The sequence below is a fragment of the Paenibacillus ginsengarvi genome (assembly GCF_003626695.1).
GTDB lineage: Bacteria > Bacillota > Bacilli > Paenibacillales > NBRC-103111 > Paenibacillus_AB > Paenibacillus_AB ginsengarvi.
Map to the genome: position 1 here is coordinate 53,323 of NZ_RBAH01000004.1, position 15,642 is coordinate 68,964.

Here is a 15,642-nt window from a genome sequence, read left to right on the forward strand (position 1 = left end):
AACCTTTAACAATCGAAATAACTTACCAAAAGGTATGTTATTATTTTAAATCATCAATTAAAATCAAGTCAACTCTTGTATATTTCACAATATATACGGCAATAAACTTGACAAAATCAATTATTTTCGTTATTTTCACTTTGAATCATTATGTACTGATTGGTACAAAATAATGAAACGGATGTGATAACAACAATGAATCGAACGGAAGAACACGTATCAAGCGGCACTAACAGTGAAGAACGAACCGACGTCCGGCCCGGCGCGCGGAGTTTAGTCAAACGGCGATCCGCTTCCGCCCAGTCACGTCATACAGCCTTTTTGCTTGCGTCCGCCGGCGGCATGGCGGTCGCTAATGTTTATTACGCCCAGCCGCTTCTGGACGCGATCTCGGACGACTTCGGCATGGCGCATTGGGCGATCGGCATCGTCATAACCGTTACGCAAATTTGCTACGCTTTAGGACTGATGCTGTTAGTGCCGCTTGGAGATTTACTGAATCAGCGACGTTTGATCATCACCCATATGTTTCTCATGGCGGTTGCCTTGATTGCGGTAGGAGCTTCCCCTTCAGGAGCAGTTCTGCTGCTAGGGATGGCCGCTGTCGGATTTCTTGCGGTTGTGACACAATCGCTTGTCGCATTTGCAGCGACCATAACCACCCCTGCCGAGCGGGGACGAATCATCGGATTGGTTACGAGCGGTATTGTGATCGGAATTTTGCTCGCCCGAACGGTCGCCGGCGTATTGACCGATCTAGCCGGCTGGCGTTCGGTCTACTTCGTCTCGGCCATCTTCATGCTCCTTATGGCCGCCGCGTTAGTTTGGGCTTTGCCGCATGTCGAGCGCAGACAAACTCCGTTATCGTATCCGCAGTTGATTCGTTCCGTCTTTGCCCTATTTGCACAGGAACCGCCCCTGCTGATCCGCGGCATGCTCGGGCTTTTCATTTTTACTGCATTCAGCAGTTTATGGACTTCGATGGTGTTTCCGCTCACCGCACCGCAGCATTCTTTGTCGCATAGCGCGATCGGGGCGTTTGGTCTGGCTGGAGTCGCGGGAGCGCTGGCGGCAGCCCAGGCGGGACGGTGGGCGGATCGGGGGTTAGGGCAAAAAACGACCGGCGGGGCGCTGCTTTTGCTGCTGGCGGCATGGGTGCCTCTTAGCTTTACCGAGCACTCCTTATGGTGGCTTCTTGTCGGTGTCATCGTGCTTGACTTCGCCGTTCAAGCGGTGCACGTCACGAACCAAAGCATCCTCCTCAGCGTTCGGCCGGAGGCGCGAAGCCGCCTAACCGCCGCCTATATGATATTTTATTCGGTCGGCAGCGCAACCGGTTCGATTGCATCGACCGCGATCTACGCCCGTGTTGGCTGGAGCGGCGTGTGCTTATTGGGGGCGGCGGTCAGCGCCCTTGCATTGCTCTTTTGGGCGGTAACCCGGCGTTAAGGCTGCGTCCTTCCTTTCCCCCGGTTCCTCCGCCTGGAGACCGAATCGCAAACCGTTCTGCAGGTGGTTTAACGGCCGCCCCCTACTGCTTACAATACAGTTATAAAACGGCGGCGAGGCGAGTCTTTTTCCGCCGTTCGAAAGAAGCAGTTCCCTAAAAGGGGACGAACGGCAACCGCTTAATCAGGAGGACAGGTATGGACGATATGCTCAGGAAAGCGATACGGGATCAAGGCGAATGGGCCGTGGAAGCGCATGGGCTGGTCAAAACGTTCGGCGACAATCGTGCGGTGGATGGCGTCGATCTGCATGTTCGCGCAGGCTCCATCTACGGTGTGCTTGGCCCGAACGGGGCCGGGAAAACGACTACGATCCGCATATTGGCGACTTTGCTTCGGCCGGATGCGGGGTCTGCGCTTATTTTCGGCCACGATGTGGCAAAGCAGTCGCATGTGGTGCGCCAATTGATCGGCGTGACTGGTCAATACGCCTCGGTTGACGAGTCGCTCAGCGCAACCGAAAATTTGATTATTTTTTCCAGACTGCTCGGTCTGGGGCGCGCCGAAGCGAAGCGCAAGGCGGCCGAGCTGCTGGAAGAGTTCGGACTGACCGAGGCGGCGAAGCGCCCGCTCAAAAACTTCTCCGGCGGCATGCGCAGGCGGCTGGACCTGGCGGCGAGCCTGATCGCCCAGCCCCCGCTTATTTTCCTCGACGAACCGACAACCGGACTCGATCCGCGTACGCGCGCCCAAATGTGGGGAACGATTCGCAGGCTGGTGAACACGGGTTCGACGGTGCTGCTCACAACGCAATATCTCGACGAAGCCGATCAGCTTGCCGATCGGATCGCGGTTATCGATCGCGGCCATGTCGTAGCGGAGGGCACGGTCGACGAACTCAAAGCGTCGGTCGGCACTTCGTCGCTGCATCTGCGAGTGCAGAACCCGCAAGATAGCGAGGAAGCGCGCCGGATCATCGAACAAGTGCTTCAGGTTCGCTCGAACGTATCGGCGGAAGCCGGAACCATCAACGCCCCGATGACGGAAGCAGGCCGCGTGACGGATCTGCTGATCGCCCTGCGCACAGCGGGCATTCCGCTGTCCGAGATCAGCGTGCAGAAGCCGACGCTGGACGAAGTATTCCTGACGATAACCGGTCACGGAGTAAGCGAGAACGCGGCGGGGACAGGTACGCCGAACGAGGCGGAAGGAGCGATCGTATGAGCGTCTCAGCGATGAAACACGAAGCCCGTCACGGGCTCAAAAACCATACCAGCTTTCGCCAGTCGGTGCGCCATTCGCTCACGATGGCGTATCGCGGGCTGCTCAAAATCCGGCGCACTCCCGAGCAATTGTTCGACGTTACGTTCCAGCCGATTATTTTCACGCTGATGTTCACCTACATTTTCGGCGGCGCGATTTCCGGAGACGTGCAAAGCTATTTGCCGATCATCATTCCCGGCATACTCGTCCAAACCGTCATCACGACCTCGATCGTTACCGGCGTTCAGCTTCGCGAAGATATGGATAAAGGGGTATTCGACCGGTTCAAATCATTGCCGATCGCCAGGATCGCGCCGCTTGCGGGAGCTCTCCTCGCCGACACGGTCCGATATGCGATCGCGACGACGCTCACCCTTGTAATGGGATTTATTATGGGCTATCGGCCCGAAGGCGGCCTGATGAACGTGGTCCTGGCAGCCGTTCTCGTCATCGTCTGCGCCTGGGCCATCAGCTGGATCTTTGCCTTTTTCGGTGTTATCGCACGTACCGCTTCGAGCGTTCAGGGGATCTCCATGATGGTGTTATTCCCGCTGACCTTTATTTCCAACGCCTACGTTCCGGTAAAAACGATGCCCGGCTGGCTGCAATGGTTTGTGAACGTCAACCCGATCACGCATTTGGTCACCGCCATTCGCGAATTGGCCAACAGCGGAACGGTCGGCATGGACCTCGTCTTCTCTCTTTTAGGCGCAGCCGTCATCGTGCTTATCTTCGCGCCGCTTACCGTACGGGCATATATGCGCCGGACGTAATGGCTGACGATACCAAAAGGGCCTTAAGGGTCCTTTTTTGTTATGGCTGCGGCGATGTTTTTTGATTATATATAAACAATCCCTCCTTGCGATTTCGCGGGTTTTGTATAATGGAATTCATACATGAATTTGGAGGCGGTACAATGAGGTACGTAACGGTCACAAGGGCACAACTGTCAGGGGAGCGCGCATCATTGGCCCTATAAACTGTGTGAGCCCCCCTATCAGACGAAGGGGTTATCCGGTTGAACGCATCATTTTCGCCCGCCCGCATTCCGAAGCCGTTAGCGTGGCTTTGCTTGCTTGCCTGTTTCAGCGTTCTGAATGAAACGATTTTTAACGTTTCGCTGCCCGATATCGCGGCCGATTTCGGCATAACGCCTGCGGCGGCGAACTGGATCAATACGGGGTTTATTTTAACGTTTGCGATCGGTACATCGGTGTACGGCAAGTTATCGGACATCTACGGTGCGAGGAAGCTGCTCTTGTTCGGCTTGCTGCTGTACGGCGCGGGCTCGTGTATCGGGGCGCTGCTTCATGCGTCGTATCCGGCCGTCCTGCTCGCGCGCCTTACGCAAGGGGCGGGAGTTTCGGCAGTACCAGCGCTGCTGATGACCGTCGTCGCCCGTTATGTCGCCCCGGAGCATCAGGGGAAAGCATTCGGCATCATCGGATCGGCGGTCGCTTGCGGAGAAGGACTCGGTCCCGTCATCGGAGGTTTGACGACCGGTTATTTGCACTGGCATCTTCTGTTCCTGATCCCGCTGGCGACACTGCTTACGATTCCTTTTTTCCTGCGGACGCTGCCTGCAGAGCCTCCGTCCAAAACGAAGATGGATGTTGTCGGCGCTTTCCTGTTAAGCGCAGGAGTCGTGTTTTTTACAGTATTTACGACCGTATACGGGTGGATGTATTTGGCCGCGGCGGCATTAATCTTCGGCGGATTCATCCTCCGTATCCGCTACGCGTCGCAGCCTTTCATCGAACCTACGCTGCTGCGAAATAGGCCGTTCGCCTCCGGTGTGGTTGCGGGAAGTATTCTGCTTGGAGCAGTGGCTGGCTACGTGTCGATGGTGCCGTACCTGATGAAAGCCATTCACCATATGCCGACAAGCCTGATCGGCATCGGTATTCTGTTTCCGGGCACCGCCAGCGTTATTCTGTTTGGAATGGCCGGCGGGGTGCTTAGCGATAAGCGCGGCACGCGACTGACGATGATTGCCGGTCTGGGCCTCATCGCCGCCGGGTTTGGCATCGTTTCGTTTTGGGCCGATCGCACTCCGTGGCTGATTACGGGCGCAACGATTCTCGCCTTTGGCGGGCTTTCGTTCGTCAAAACGGTTATTTCCGTAACCGTAGCCTCGGCGTTAAGTCCCGAACAATCCGGCTCGGGCATGGGGCTGCTGAATCTGGCCTGCTTCCTCGGTGAAGGAATCGGCGTAGCTATGGTCGGCGGACTGCTGACCGGACGCTCGTTATCCTTCCCGCTTCTGCCTACTGTAACCGATGCATCGGCCTTTCTGTATAGCAATTTGGCGCTCGTTCTGATTGCCGCCGCCCTGTTTGGCGGGGTCTTGTATGGATGGGTCCGTCGTTGATTTTGGTAGGATCTTGTTTCTGTTGATAGCCGTGGCTTTCCACGGATGATGGCTGGCGGGTTTTGCGTTGGGGCGCAGAACTCGCCTTTTTTGTTGCAACGGTTGTATAACGCAAAAGTTATTCGTCTCCGTAAGCGCAAGCGGGCAACACAGCGTTTTATTTTGGTGTTGACATTCGGAGCGAGCTGAAGTATGATTTCATCAACAAAAATGAATGAATGGTTCATTCATTTCCCGACTTGATGCGAAAAAGGAGATTTGCGATAATGGAACAAATCAATGAGCAGTCTAAATGGTCTGTCGAGGGCAAATATGTCGTCATTACGGGAGCGACTAGCGGTATCGGGCTGGCCGCAGCGAGAGAACTGGCCGTTCGCGGCGCAAACCTCGGCATCGTCGCTCGCAATCGGGTTAAGGCGGAAGAAACGGCCGCGCAGCTGAAAGCTTTGTCCGGCGGCCGCCGCGCCGTCGACGTGTTCGTGGCCGACATGGCGTCCCAGCGGTCCGTACGCGCCGTCGCTTCCGCCATTTTGGCCGCATGTCCGCGAATCGACGTATTGATCAATAACGCCGGCGCGCTGTTCGACTCGCGGCAGGTGACCGAAGACGGATTGGAGATGACATGGGCGGTCAATCATCTGGCCCCGTTTTTGCTCGCTTCCCAGCTGCTGGACCGAATGAAGCAAAGCGGGCAGGCCCGCATTATTACGACCGCATCCCACGGGCACAAAATGGCCAAACGCGGCATCGTTTTCGACGATCTCGGCGCCGAGCGGCCGTACCGATTCCCGCAAAGGTTGATGGGCGGCTCCACGTTTCGTTATGCCGAGACGAAATTGGCCAACATTCTGTTTACCGCCGAGCTGGCGAAGCGGCTGGAAGGGACCGGCGTCTCGGCCCACTGCTTCGATCCCGGACTCGTGGCGACCAACTTCAACCAAAACAACGGCTGGATGGCGCGAACGACGATGGCCGTCATAAACCGGTTCGCCCGCAGCCCGGAAAAAGGAGCGGAAACGCTTGTCTGGCTTGCCGATTCAGACGACTTACACGGCCAAAGCGGCCAATACTACGTCGACATGCGGCAGACGATGCCGTCCGAGCCCGCTCGGGATCAACAAGCCGCGAAACGGCTTTGGGACGTAAGCGAATCGCAAACTTCGCGATCGGCAAGCGACCGGTAACGGTTGCTCCGCTAACAATCCATTACGAAACGCTGGAGATGATAAAAGCGATGTCACCCGAAGAACGCCAAACCGAGTCCGTTCAAGACGAGCGCAGCGCGCGGATCAAGAGAGCCGCTCTGCAAGTGTTCGCCAAACACGGGCTCGCCGGTGCGAAAATGAGCATGATCGCCGCGGAAGCCGGCGTCAGCCAAGGGCTTTCGTACCGGTATTACAGCTCGAAGGAAGAGCTGTTCGCCCTACTGGTAGAGGAAGCGATCGAGGAAGCGCAGGCGGCACTGCGTGACGTCAAACATGGGCCCGGCACCCCGTTCGAGCAAATCCGGGCGATGACGATCCGGATGCTGGACGACAGCCATAAACATTACTTTATGCTCATGCGGCAGGCGCAATCTTCGGACGACGTTCCGGACAAGGTGAAACGGCTGCTCCAGCGGTATTCTCCGACGGATTCGATCGAGCATGTCGTTCCCGTTTTCGTTCAGGGCCAGCAGGACGGACAGTTTGGCCAAGGCGATGCCCGCGAGCTGCTGCTCTTTTACTTTTCCGTCATTTCCGGACTCATGCTGCAGGACGTTCCTGCCTCCCCGAGCGGTTGGTCGCGGCAGACGGACCGGCTGATGAAACTGCTGACATAGAAAAAAAGCGCTGTTGACATGGCCGTAAAAAGTAGCCTATAATACCGATTAACTGAAGATTGAAATGTTGCGATTAGAAATAGTAGAAATGAACCCAGCTTCCAGAGAGCCGTTGGCAGGTGCGAAACGGCAGTGACATTCATTTCGAACTCGTCTATGAACAGCTGCCCGAACGTTTGGCGTAGGGTAAGACGGAATTCCACCGTTACAGGGATAGATGGTGATGGCCATCGAAGAAGATCATTTCGCATGAAATGAATTAGAGTGGTACCGCGGGTTCAACCTCGTCTCTATACGTAGAGACGGGGTTTTTTGTTGATTAAATTCCGGGTTTAATCAACCCCGCTTCACATAGATCTTATACTCAGACCAATCGGGAGGAATGGATATGACACGGAATATTATCGTACTGGACACAACGCTGCGCGACGGCGAGCAGGTTCCTGGCGCGAAATTGAATATGCAGCAAAAGGTGGAAATCGCTCAGCAGCTCAGACGGCTGAACGTCGACATTATCGAGGCCGGCTTCCCCGCCTCTTCCGCCGGCGACTTCCGGGCCGTACAGGAAATTGTCCGTACCGTTGGCGATTCCGTTTCGATCACAGCGCTGGGACGCGCGGTGAAAAGCGATATCGATGCCGTGTATGAAAGCATCAAGCTGGCGCAGCATCCGCTGATCCATATCGTGCTCGGCACCTCCAACATTCACGTGGAGAAAAAGTTCAATCGTTCCAAGGACGCCGTCCTGCAAATGGGAGTCGATGCGGTCGCTTACGCGAAAACGCTGCTTCCTCATGTGCAATATTCGACGGAGGACGCTTCCCGTTCGGAATTCGAATATTTGTGGAAAACGATCGAAGCGGTCGTCAAAGCCGGAGCGACGATCATCAACGTGCCCGACACGGTCGGCTACGCGGTGCCGGAAGAGTTCGGCGAACTGATTCGCAAAATTAACGACAGGCTGAAAAACCTGGATGACCGCGTCATTCTGAGCGTCCATTGCCACAACGATCTGGGACTGGCGACGGCCAATACGCTGAGCGCCGTCAAGAACGGGGCGGATAAGGTGGAGTGTACGATCAATGGGCTTGGAGAGCGGGCGGGCAACACCTCCCTCGAAGAGGTCGTTATGGGGCTGAAAGTCCGCGAAAATGTGTACAACGCCCGTACGGGCATTATCACGCAGGAGCTGCTCCGCACGTCCAGACTCGTCAGCCATATGACCGGGCTCGATGTGCAGGTCAACAAGGCGATTACCGGCGAGAACGCCTTCGCGCATTCTTCCGGCATTCACCAGGACGGTCTGCTCAAAGACAAGGCGGTGTACGAGATTATGTCTCCCGAGGACGTAGGCGCCGAGAGCATGGAGCTGATCTTGACCGCCCGCTCCGGCCGGCACGCCTTCAAAAACGCGGTCGAGAAAATGAGCTTCGATACGTCCGACTCGGCGGACTTCGAGATGTTGTTCCAGAAGTTTCTGGCGCTTGCCGACGTCAAAAAAGAAGTGTACGACCATGACGTGTTTTATCTGGTGTCGGGCCACCGCACGACCAGGCAAAGCGAAAGCCATCTGTACACGCTCGAATCGTTCCAGGTCATTAGCAGCGACCAGACGCCTACAGCAACGGTCAAGCTGCGAAAAGGCGAAGAAACGATCGTCGGCAGCAGCGTCGGGGACGGACCGATCGATGCGTTGTACAGCGTCATCAAATCGCTCGTCGGCCTGGACGTAGAACTCAAGGACTACAAAATCAACAGCTTGTCCAGAGGCAAGGAAGCCGTCGGGCGGGTGAACATCCGTATCGAATACGAGGGCAAGACGTATTCCGGGCGCGCGATGGATACGGATATTATTAAAGCGAGCGCGACTGCGTTCCTGAACGGCATCAACGCCATCGTGCTGGATTTGGCCAAAGCCTAAACATCCAGCCGCTCAGCCGAAAGAAACCCTCCGAAACCGAAGCTTCGGTTTCGGAGGGCTCTCACGGTGCGGCTCCAACTGCCTGGCGATTAATCGATCAAGCCCGCATACCGCAAGCCGTTGCCAATCCCGTCTTCCTCGACATGGGTCGTGATATAATCCGCATAGGGCTTCAGCTCTTCATGGGCATTGCCCATCGCGATACCGAGACCGACCAGAGCGAGCATTTCTTTGTCGTTCAGACCGTCGCCGAAAGCGACCGCAGCTTCAGGCGAAACGCCGACATGCGCAAGCAGCGCTTCAATCCCCTGCGCTTTCGAACGGTCATCCGGCATAACATCCATTGCCTTCTCGTGCCAACGGATCATCTTCAAGCCGGGCACCGCGCGTTCGTATAGAGGCTCCTCGGCCGATTCGCAGTGGAGAAACATTTGATAGATCGGCTGCTTTTGCCAAAATTCCGGATCGTAGCCGGGAAGGTCCACTCGCAGCGAAGTAACGGACTCCAGCATCAGCGGATCGGAATCATTATTCGTATAAAAGGCGGAATGGCTCTCAAAAACGAGGCTGTGACGATGCCGGGCCGCATGGCTGACAAACGCCTTGACACTCGCCTGCGGGATTTCCCGGCTGAACACCGGCTCCCCCTTATAAACGACGTACGCCCCGTTCAAGCTCACATAGGAATCGATGCCCAGCGTCTCCAGGAGTGGAGCGAAAAAATAAGGCGCCCTTCCGGTAGCAATGACCGCCTCTACGCCGCGGCTTTGCAGTTCGCGAATCGCTTGCACCGTGCCCGGCGGAATTTGCTTGCGATCATCAACGAGCGTACCGTCGATATCGAAAAATACGATTTTGTAAGACATGCCGATTCTCCGTTCGTGTACCAAGCTGAAGGTGGCCGGTCGGACAACTTCGCAATTGCCGTTTTGCCCGCCGTACCCGTCCAACGATACCACGAATGGAGCGCTTCGTCCATCGCCTTTTTACATAACGATTACCACAAATACCGCTTATACACCCAACTGCCGATCATGACGATGACGCCCAGTACGAGATTAAGCCATCCTGAGAACACAGCGGTTTTGCGTTCTTTTTCCGTCCCGGGGTCCGCTTTGTAATGCTTGGCGTCAACCCATAACATGTACGCGCCCGAAGCTAGAAACAACCATATAATGTAATTCAGATAACCGATATAGCTGGAGCCCACCACTTGCAACACATCCGTTTCATGTATTCGCGCCGTGCTTGCCGATTATGTGATCTTGCCTCCGACTCTGCGGATGCTGTTGGTCACTTGCACTTCCACTTTAATATGTTTGTAAAGCTCCTCCCATTTATCCTTCGTGCCGATTTCTTTATTCCAATAACTCGGCTGTTTGGCCCGGACATATTCCCCGAAGCCGAAAATATCCGCCCCCTTCTGCTGAGTTTTGCGGATCAATTTTTTATAATAGTCAGGCGTATACTTGGACATATTCTTCTCGATCTCGGAGATTACTTCCGGCGATAGCTGTACCTCCTCGTTCGATTTCTCCTTCAGATTGCCTTCGTTATGGATTTTGACGTGAATTTCCGGCTTGTCTCCCACGATAGCTACATCGATGCGGGCTTTCCGGTGGGTAACCTGATACATAATGGCCGTGTTCGAACCGGGTATCGTGGCCAGCGTCGAATAGCCGCCCTCCTGCAAATTCCGGATGCCCATAAAAACGCCGATATCGAGCGGCTCCGTCGTTTCAACCAGCCGGTCCGAACGGAACAAGGCAAGTCCTGCAATCTGAACGCTGTTATCCTTGACCAATCTCGTATAAACGAGAAAAGGATCGGTTCCTTTGGACGATGCGGCGCTCCAAAACACCCCGGCAAAAGCGTTGGGCAGCTTTCCCATCTGGACGGCGTGGTCCATCGTGCTGAGCAGGTACAGGATCGGCACCCGCTCGAGCTGCGGCGTTATCCGCATATACGCACCGGCATCCCCCTCGGTCACAATCATCCACGTTGTTCGCCGCACATCGGGGTTGCGCCGCAAATACTCGTTAATGTTCGTAAGTCCGGTTTCGGCGACTTCCTTGGAAATGGCAATGACGCGCACATGCCCCCAGAATAGCTTATGCGGCACTTCCTGCTGGATCGTATTGAAGGCGTCGTCAATCGTAAGCCCGGTGGCGCTGTGGATCCACACCGGCTTTTGCCCCGGCCCGCTTCCCCCGCCCGATTCGCTTGGACCGAGCGGAATGCGTCCGGGCACCGCGAGCTGCAAGGTTACCTGAAGCGGCGGCGATTTCGTTACGGGCGGATCGCCGAAATACGTCAAGTTTTTCGATTGCTCGATTTTGTTATCCGGTGCCTTGTCGATGGCGATCCCTAGAATCATCGCCCGTTCCTCGATTTCGAGCCGGTCCCAGCAGCCGGTGACCAGCGTCGACAAAAGCGTGAGTACGAGCAGCGCGAGAGGTCCCGCCTTATGTCGCCTCCGGCTTCCGTTCGGAGCCGTCCCCGTTATATGTCGATGCAGGTCGTTCACCGGCATTCCCCCCTTTTCGTCGTATCAGCGCGACAACAAACAGCAGCATCGGGTAAACGATCGTAATCAGTAGCCCGACTTTGCCCACAAACGATATCGTGTAATACATGTCCGGAACGTTCTTCGGCATCATCGCCACCGTGAACACATACGGCAACAGCATGAACGAGAACAGCTTATGGTCTTTCAGCCTCAGCAGTTGGCTGACGGAATGGATGGTAAAATAGTAACCGGAAAACAGTGTCGTAAACACCGCGATAACCCACAAGCCCAGAAAAGCGGCATCCAGGCGCTCCAAAATATTGGCCGGCAGCGAGGTGACTTTGGCCAGCTCTAGCGTTGGCCAGAGCAGCTTCTTGGCCTCCTCCGGGCCGAATACGGATATGGTGGCCGTCACGATCAGCACGTATAACCCACCGGCGATGCACAGCCCCCACACCGCCGCACGGCCCGCCCTTGGCGGATTGCGCATGAACGGGATAATCATGGTCAGAACAAAGGCCCCGTTAAACAGCGAGGCAATCGTTGCAAGCTCATGCAGCATATTGTGGCCGTCCTGCCCCCAAATCGGCTGAAGGTACAACACGTTCGCATTTTTGAGCGACAAGGCGATAATGATCAATCCCGGAAATAAGACGAGCGGGACGTAAAATTGGTGGATATACACGAACGTCGTAATGCTTGTTCGGGTCGATAATGCAGCCAAAAGCAACATGACGATAACCGTAACGTCGAGCGGCGTTTTTTTCAGGACGTTTGTTACGACTACTTCTCCGAATTCGCGGGAGGTGAGCGCAGTCAGCTCGCCGAAAAACAAAATAATGAGCAAAGCGCCGATTCGGGCCGGCCATTTGCCGATCAACGCCTCGCTGTACTGCACAATCGTTTGACTCGGGAAACGCTGGCCGAGCTTCGTTATGAAATACAAGCCGAAAAAAGCGATAACCGCCGCTGCTGCTGTAAGCAGCGGCGCGCCGGGACCGGCCCCTCTGGCAGCGAACAGCGGAAGCGGAAGCACCCCCACTCCGATGATCGTGCTAGTGATGACGGTCGCCGCTTGAATCGCGGTCACTTGTCTGGGATTGTCCATCCCGCCCGCCTCCTTTGTCCGAATTTCCGACAGTCAGCGGATCCAGCGTATTGTGCTTCGATCTCTCCAGCTGTTCATAGCTTTGCGAACCGACTCTCGTTTTGTCCGGCGTATGCAGCATGGCCGGACGCCGCTTCATCCACCAGAGCGGAGCGCGGAAGACCGTATCCTTGAAGCCTTCGAAGTTGCCGGGCACAATCGGACTGAGGTACGGCACGCCGAACGATTTCAGCGTAAGCATATGGTTCGTAATCAAAATCAAACCGACCATGACCCCGTACAAGCCGAACATCCCGGCAATGATGATGATCGGAAAACGCAGCAGCCGAAGCGCCAATGCCGCATTGTAAGCGGGAGTGGCAAACGAGCCGATCGTCGTTAAAGCAATGATTACGACTGTGATCGGGCTGACGAAGCCGGCCGAAACGGCCGCTTGGCCGACAACCAGCACGCCGACGATCGACAGCGCTCCCCCGACCTGTTGCGGCAGCCGGATCGTCGCCTCCCGCAGCACCTCCATCGATATTTCCATGACGAGCACTTCGACTACGGTCGGAAACGGTACGCCCGACCTCCCTCCCGCAACCGCAACGGCAAATTCGGTCGGAATCAATTCCGGATTAAACGAAATGACCGCGACGTATAGCGCCGGGAACACAAGCGAGAACAGAAGCGCCACCAGACGGGCAATCCGAATGAAGCTGACCAGCAGGAACCGTTCCGCATAATCCTCGGTCGTCTGGTAAAACTGGCTGAACACCGTAGGCGCCAGTAACGCGATCGGCGAACCGTCGACCATTATGACGACGCGTCCCTCCAGCAAGCTCGCCACCGCCTTGTCGGGACGTTCCGTAACCTGGATTTGCGGAAACGGCGAATAGTGATTATCTTCGATGAACTGCTCCACATAACCCGAATCGATAATGCCGTCGATCTCGATTTTGGATAACCGGTGCTGCACTTCTTCCACCAATGCCGGATTTACGATACCATCCACGTAAATAACCGCTACGCAAGAACGCGTATATTTCCCGATTTTGTTGATTTTGATCCGCAGCTCCGGCGCTTGCAGACGGTAGCGGATGAGCGAAATGTTCGTCATTAAGTTTTCGATGAAGCCTTCCCGGGGACCGCGTATGACCTGCTCGGTTTCCGGCTGGTCGATCGAACGCTTGTCCACGTTTCTTGTGCAGAAGACGAACGCTTCCTTGATGCCTTCCACATGTACGACCGTGCTGCCGTTCAGCAGCTCCTCGATAACGCCTGCCATCGTTTCTTCCGTCCGTCCGTCGCATGAGAACAAATAATCGTTCAGCAGCTCCTGCTTCAGGTCGATTTCCGGCGCATCCCGGCGCCTCGTGCCGATTGTCATGAACGATTTGATCGCTTCCTGATGGCCTCCGTTCGTTAACGTCGGAAAATAAAACGCAACAGCCGGCGTATCGCCCATCACCTGAATTCGGCGAACGACAAAATCGTCGCTGATGTCGAAACGCTCCCGCATATAGGAGATCGTATGCTCGATGTTTTCCGTAAACGGCTCGTCGTCCGTCTGCTTTTCATCGCTCTTATGCCGAGCCCGAGCCTGTTCGTTCGCCCCGCTTTTTTTCTGCTTGCTCCAAGGAAACCTCAGCACCGGAATCACCGCCATCCCGTTTTCGTCGTTGTGCCCGTCTTCCTTTTATACCAAAAAGAGAACGAACTTGATCGCATTTAGTATGGTGAACGTTTCCACGTGATATGCATCGAACGTTTTTTTGAAAAAATGGCCAAAAAAAACAATCCCCACAGCGCTCTTCAAGCGCGCGAGAATCGTTAAAAAAGTCAGGAATATGGCGGTTCAGTCAGCTTCTTTAGTTCGTCCTCCAGCCAGGCTTTGTCGAAATGCTCACCGATGAAAACGGCGACATCCGGCACTTCACCCTGGGGATTGATTTTCATCAGATCCAGCTGTTTGTAAGCGTATTGGAACATGAACCGGGACGATGTATCCGTAAAAGATAAAATGCCCTTGGCCCGATAGATATCATCCGGCAGCCGCCCCATCATCGCCTCGAACCGCTCGCTATCGATTGCCTCGTCGAAGTAGCGCGTATAAGCCATGACGTGGGCGTGCGAATGATGGGCATGTTCCTCATGCGTGTGCGGGTCTTTGCGGCCGCAGCCGCACGCCTCTTCCGCTTGATGCCTTTCCGCTTGACCGATTGGCTGCCCCTGCCCTCCGTGCTCCAGCATGTCGATATCGATCTGCGCTTCCACGGTGCGGTAAATCGGAGCGAACGAATTCCACTCCCGCAGCAGCGTCTCAAGCTCGTCCGCCTGCGCCTCGCTCATATTGTCGACCTTATTCAGCAGCAGCACCGTGGCGCAGCGAATCTGCTCCTTCATCAGCCGGTAAGTTTGTCCTTTCCCTTTCTCCGCTTGACCATGCAGATGCACCGCATCTACAACCGTCACCACCTGCTTCAGCTCAACCTGCTTCAGCATCGACGCATCGCCGACGGCATCGATAATTTCAAGCGGATTGGCCGCTCCCGTCGATTCGATCAGCAGCAGATCGGGCCGGGACTCGTCGACCAGCTTCATCATCTCCAGCCCCAAATCGCCGCGGACGGTGCAGCATATACAGCCGCCGAGCATCTCCGCCATGCGCACCTCTTCTCCGATCTGGATGCCGTCCAGATTGACCTCCCCAAGCTCGTTCATAATAACAGCCGGCCTCAGCCCAGCCTGCTCGGCCGTTTCCAGCCATCGCTTCAATAAAGTCGTTTTGCCGCTGCCGAGAAAGCCGGACAGCAAATAAACCGGAATTGTTCCCGTCTGCTCCGTCATGTTCCCTCACCGTTCTTCCTTCTGTATTCTTTACTACTTTATTACAACGCGCAACATGAAGCAAAAACCGCGAAACCGGACAGCCTAAAAGCAAGGAGGCTGATCTATGATGGATGAACAAGAAATACGCGCGCTCGAACCGATCTATACGGGAAATACGCGTCATCTTACCGAAGGCGAAGCTTACGCCATCAAGAACGATCCGAATTACGTGAACGAATATGACGACGAAAGCTTGCTTGAAAATATTCCCGGCATTTTGCTGGCCGGCTCGCGCCTGCGTCCGAATCAGCCAGACTAACAGGACCCTATGGAACAGGTGTCTCGGTCAGCACAAATAGAGTCTTTCCTCGGGAGCAATCGCCCCT

Annotated in this window: 14 protein-coding genes and 1 other annotated feature; of the genes, 8 read left to right on the forward strand and 6 right to left on the reverse strand. The window is 55.4% G+C overall.

Annotated elements, in window-relative coordinates; translation table 11 throughout:
* The first annotated feature begins 195 nt into the window (after window positions 1-195).
* The 7 genes from D7M11_RS07035 to D7M11_RS07065 all read left to right on the forward strand — a co-directional run bounded on the left by D7M11_RS07035 (window position 196) and on the right by D7M11_RS07065 (window position 8,825).
* The gene (locus tag D7M11_RS07035; RefSeq protein WP_120746466.1) at window positions 196-1,449 is read left to right on the forward strand and encodes an MFS transporter; all 1,254 of its coding nucleotides are present in this window, start codon (window positions 196-198) and stop codon (window positions 1,447-1,449) included.
* Window positions 1,450-1,646: 197 nt separating this feature from the next.
* Window positions 1,647-2,672, forward strand: a complete 1,026-nt coding sequence (locus D7M11_RS07040; protein ID WP_120746467.1) for an ATP-binding cassette domain-containing protein — start codon at window positions 1,647-1,649, stop codon at window positions 2,670-2,672.
* Window positions 2,669-3,484: an ABC transporter permease gene (locus D7M11_RS07045; RefSeq protein ID WP_120746468.1), complete on the forward strand. Its 816-nt coding sequence runs from the start codon at window positions 2,669-2,671 to the stop codon at window positions 3,482-3,484. The genes D7M11_RS07040 and D7M11_RS07045 overlap by 4 nt, the downstream gene beginning before the upstream one ends.
* Before the next feature lie 245 nt (window positions 3,485-3,729).
* Complete coding sequence (locus D7M11_RS07050; RefSeq protein ID WP_120746469.1) at window positions 3,730-5,082, forward strand: MFS transporter; 1,353 nt, start codon at window positions 3,730-3,732, stop codon at window positions 5,080-5,082.
* 266 nt (window positions 5,083-5,348) lie between these two features.
* Entirely contained in the window at window positions 5,349-6,266 is a 918-nt protein-coding gene (locus D7M11_RS07055) for an SDR family oxidoreductase (RefSeq protein ID WP_120746470.1), read from the forward strand.
* Between the two features lie 50 nt (window positions 6,267-6,316).
* Window positions 6,317-6,904 (forward strand): TetR/AcrR family transcriptional regulator, encoded by a 588-nt coding sequence (locus D7M11_RS07060; RefSeq protein ID WP_120746471.1) that lies wholly within the window; start codon window positions 6,317-6,319, stop codon window positions 6,902-6,904.
* Window positions 6,905-6,964: 60 nt separating this feature from the next.
* Window positions 6,965-7,199, forward strand: a binding site (T-box leader).
* A 93-nt stretch (window positions 7,200-7,292) separates the two neighbouring features.
* Complete coding sequence (locus tag D7M11_RS07065; protein WP_120746472.1) at window positions 7,293-8,825, forward strand: 2-isopropylmalate synthase; 1,533 nt, start codon at window positions 7,293-7,295, stop codon at window positions 8,823-8,825.
* An 89-nt stretch (window positions 8,826-8,914) separates the two neighbouring features.
* Here D7M11_RS07065 and D7M11_RS07070 read toward each other — a convergent pair whose 3' ends face one another.
* The 6 genes from D7M11_RS07070 to D7M11_RS07095 all read right to left on the reverse strand — a co-directional run bounded on the left by D7M11_RS07070 (window position 8,915) and on the right by D7M11_RS07095 (window position 15,274).
* Complete coding sequence (locus D7M11_RS07070) at window positions 8,915-9,691, reverse strand: Cof-type HAD-IIB family hydrolase (RefSeq protein WP_120746710.1); 777 nt, start codon at window positions 9,689-9,691, stop codon at window positions 8,915-8,917.
* A gap of 131 nt (window positions 9,692-9,822) precedes the next feature.
* A complete protein-coding gene (locus D7M11_RS07075; protein WP_193556132.1) occupies window positions 9,823-10,047 on the reverse strand; it encodes a CLC_0170 family protein in 225 nt (74 codons plus the stop codon).
* Between the two features lie 33 nt (window positions 10,048-10,080).
* Entirely contained in the window at window positions 10,081-11,352 is a 1,272-nt protein-coding gene (locus D7M11_RS07080; protein ID WP_240040986.1) for a Ger(x)C family spore germination protein, read from the reverse strand.
* The gene (locus D7M11_RS07085) at window positions 11,291-12,442 is read right to left on the reverse strand and encodes a GerAB/ArcD/ProY family transporter (protein ID WP_120746475.1); all 1,152 of its coding nucleotides are present in this window, start codon (window positions 12,440-12,442) and stop codon (window positions 11,291-11,293) included. The genes D7M11_RS07080 and D7M11_RS07085 overlap by 62 nt, the downstream gene beginning before the upstream one ends.
* Window positions 12,390-14,093, reverse strand: a complete 1,704-nt coding sequence (locus D7M11_RS07090) for a spore germination protein (protein ID WP_120746476.1) — start codon at window positions 14,091-14,093, stop codon at window positions 12,390-12,392. Before D7M11_RS07090 ends, D7M11_RS07085 begins: the two co-directional genes overlap by 53 nt.
* A gap of 173 nt (window positions 14,094-14,266) precedes the next feature.
* Window positions 14,267-15,274, reverse strand: a complete 1,008-nt coding sequence (locus D7M11_RS07095) for a CobW family GTP-binding protein (RefSeq protein ID WP_120746477.1) — start codon at window positions 15,272-15,274, stop codon at window positions 14,267-14,269.
* Window positions 15,275-15,380: 106 nt separating this feature from the next.
* On the opposite strand from D7M11_RS07095, the gene D7M11_RS07100 reads away from it, so the two are divergent.
* On the forward strand, window positions 15,381-15,575 hold the full coding sequence (locus D7M11_RS07100) for a hypothetical protein (RefSeq protein ID WP_120746478.1): 195 nt from the start codon (window positions 15,381-15,383) through the stop codon (window positions 15,573-15,575).
* Window positions 15,576-15,642: the final 67 nt, after the last annotated feature.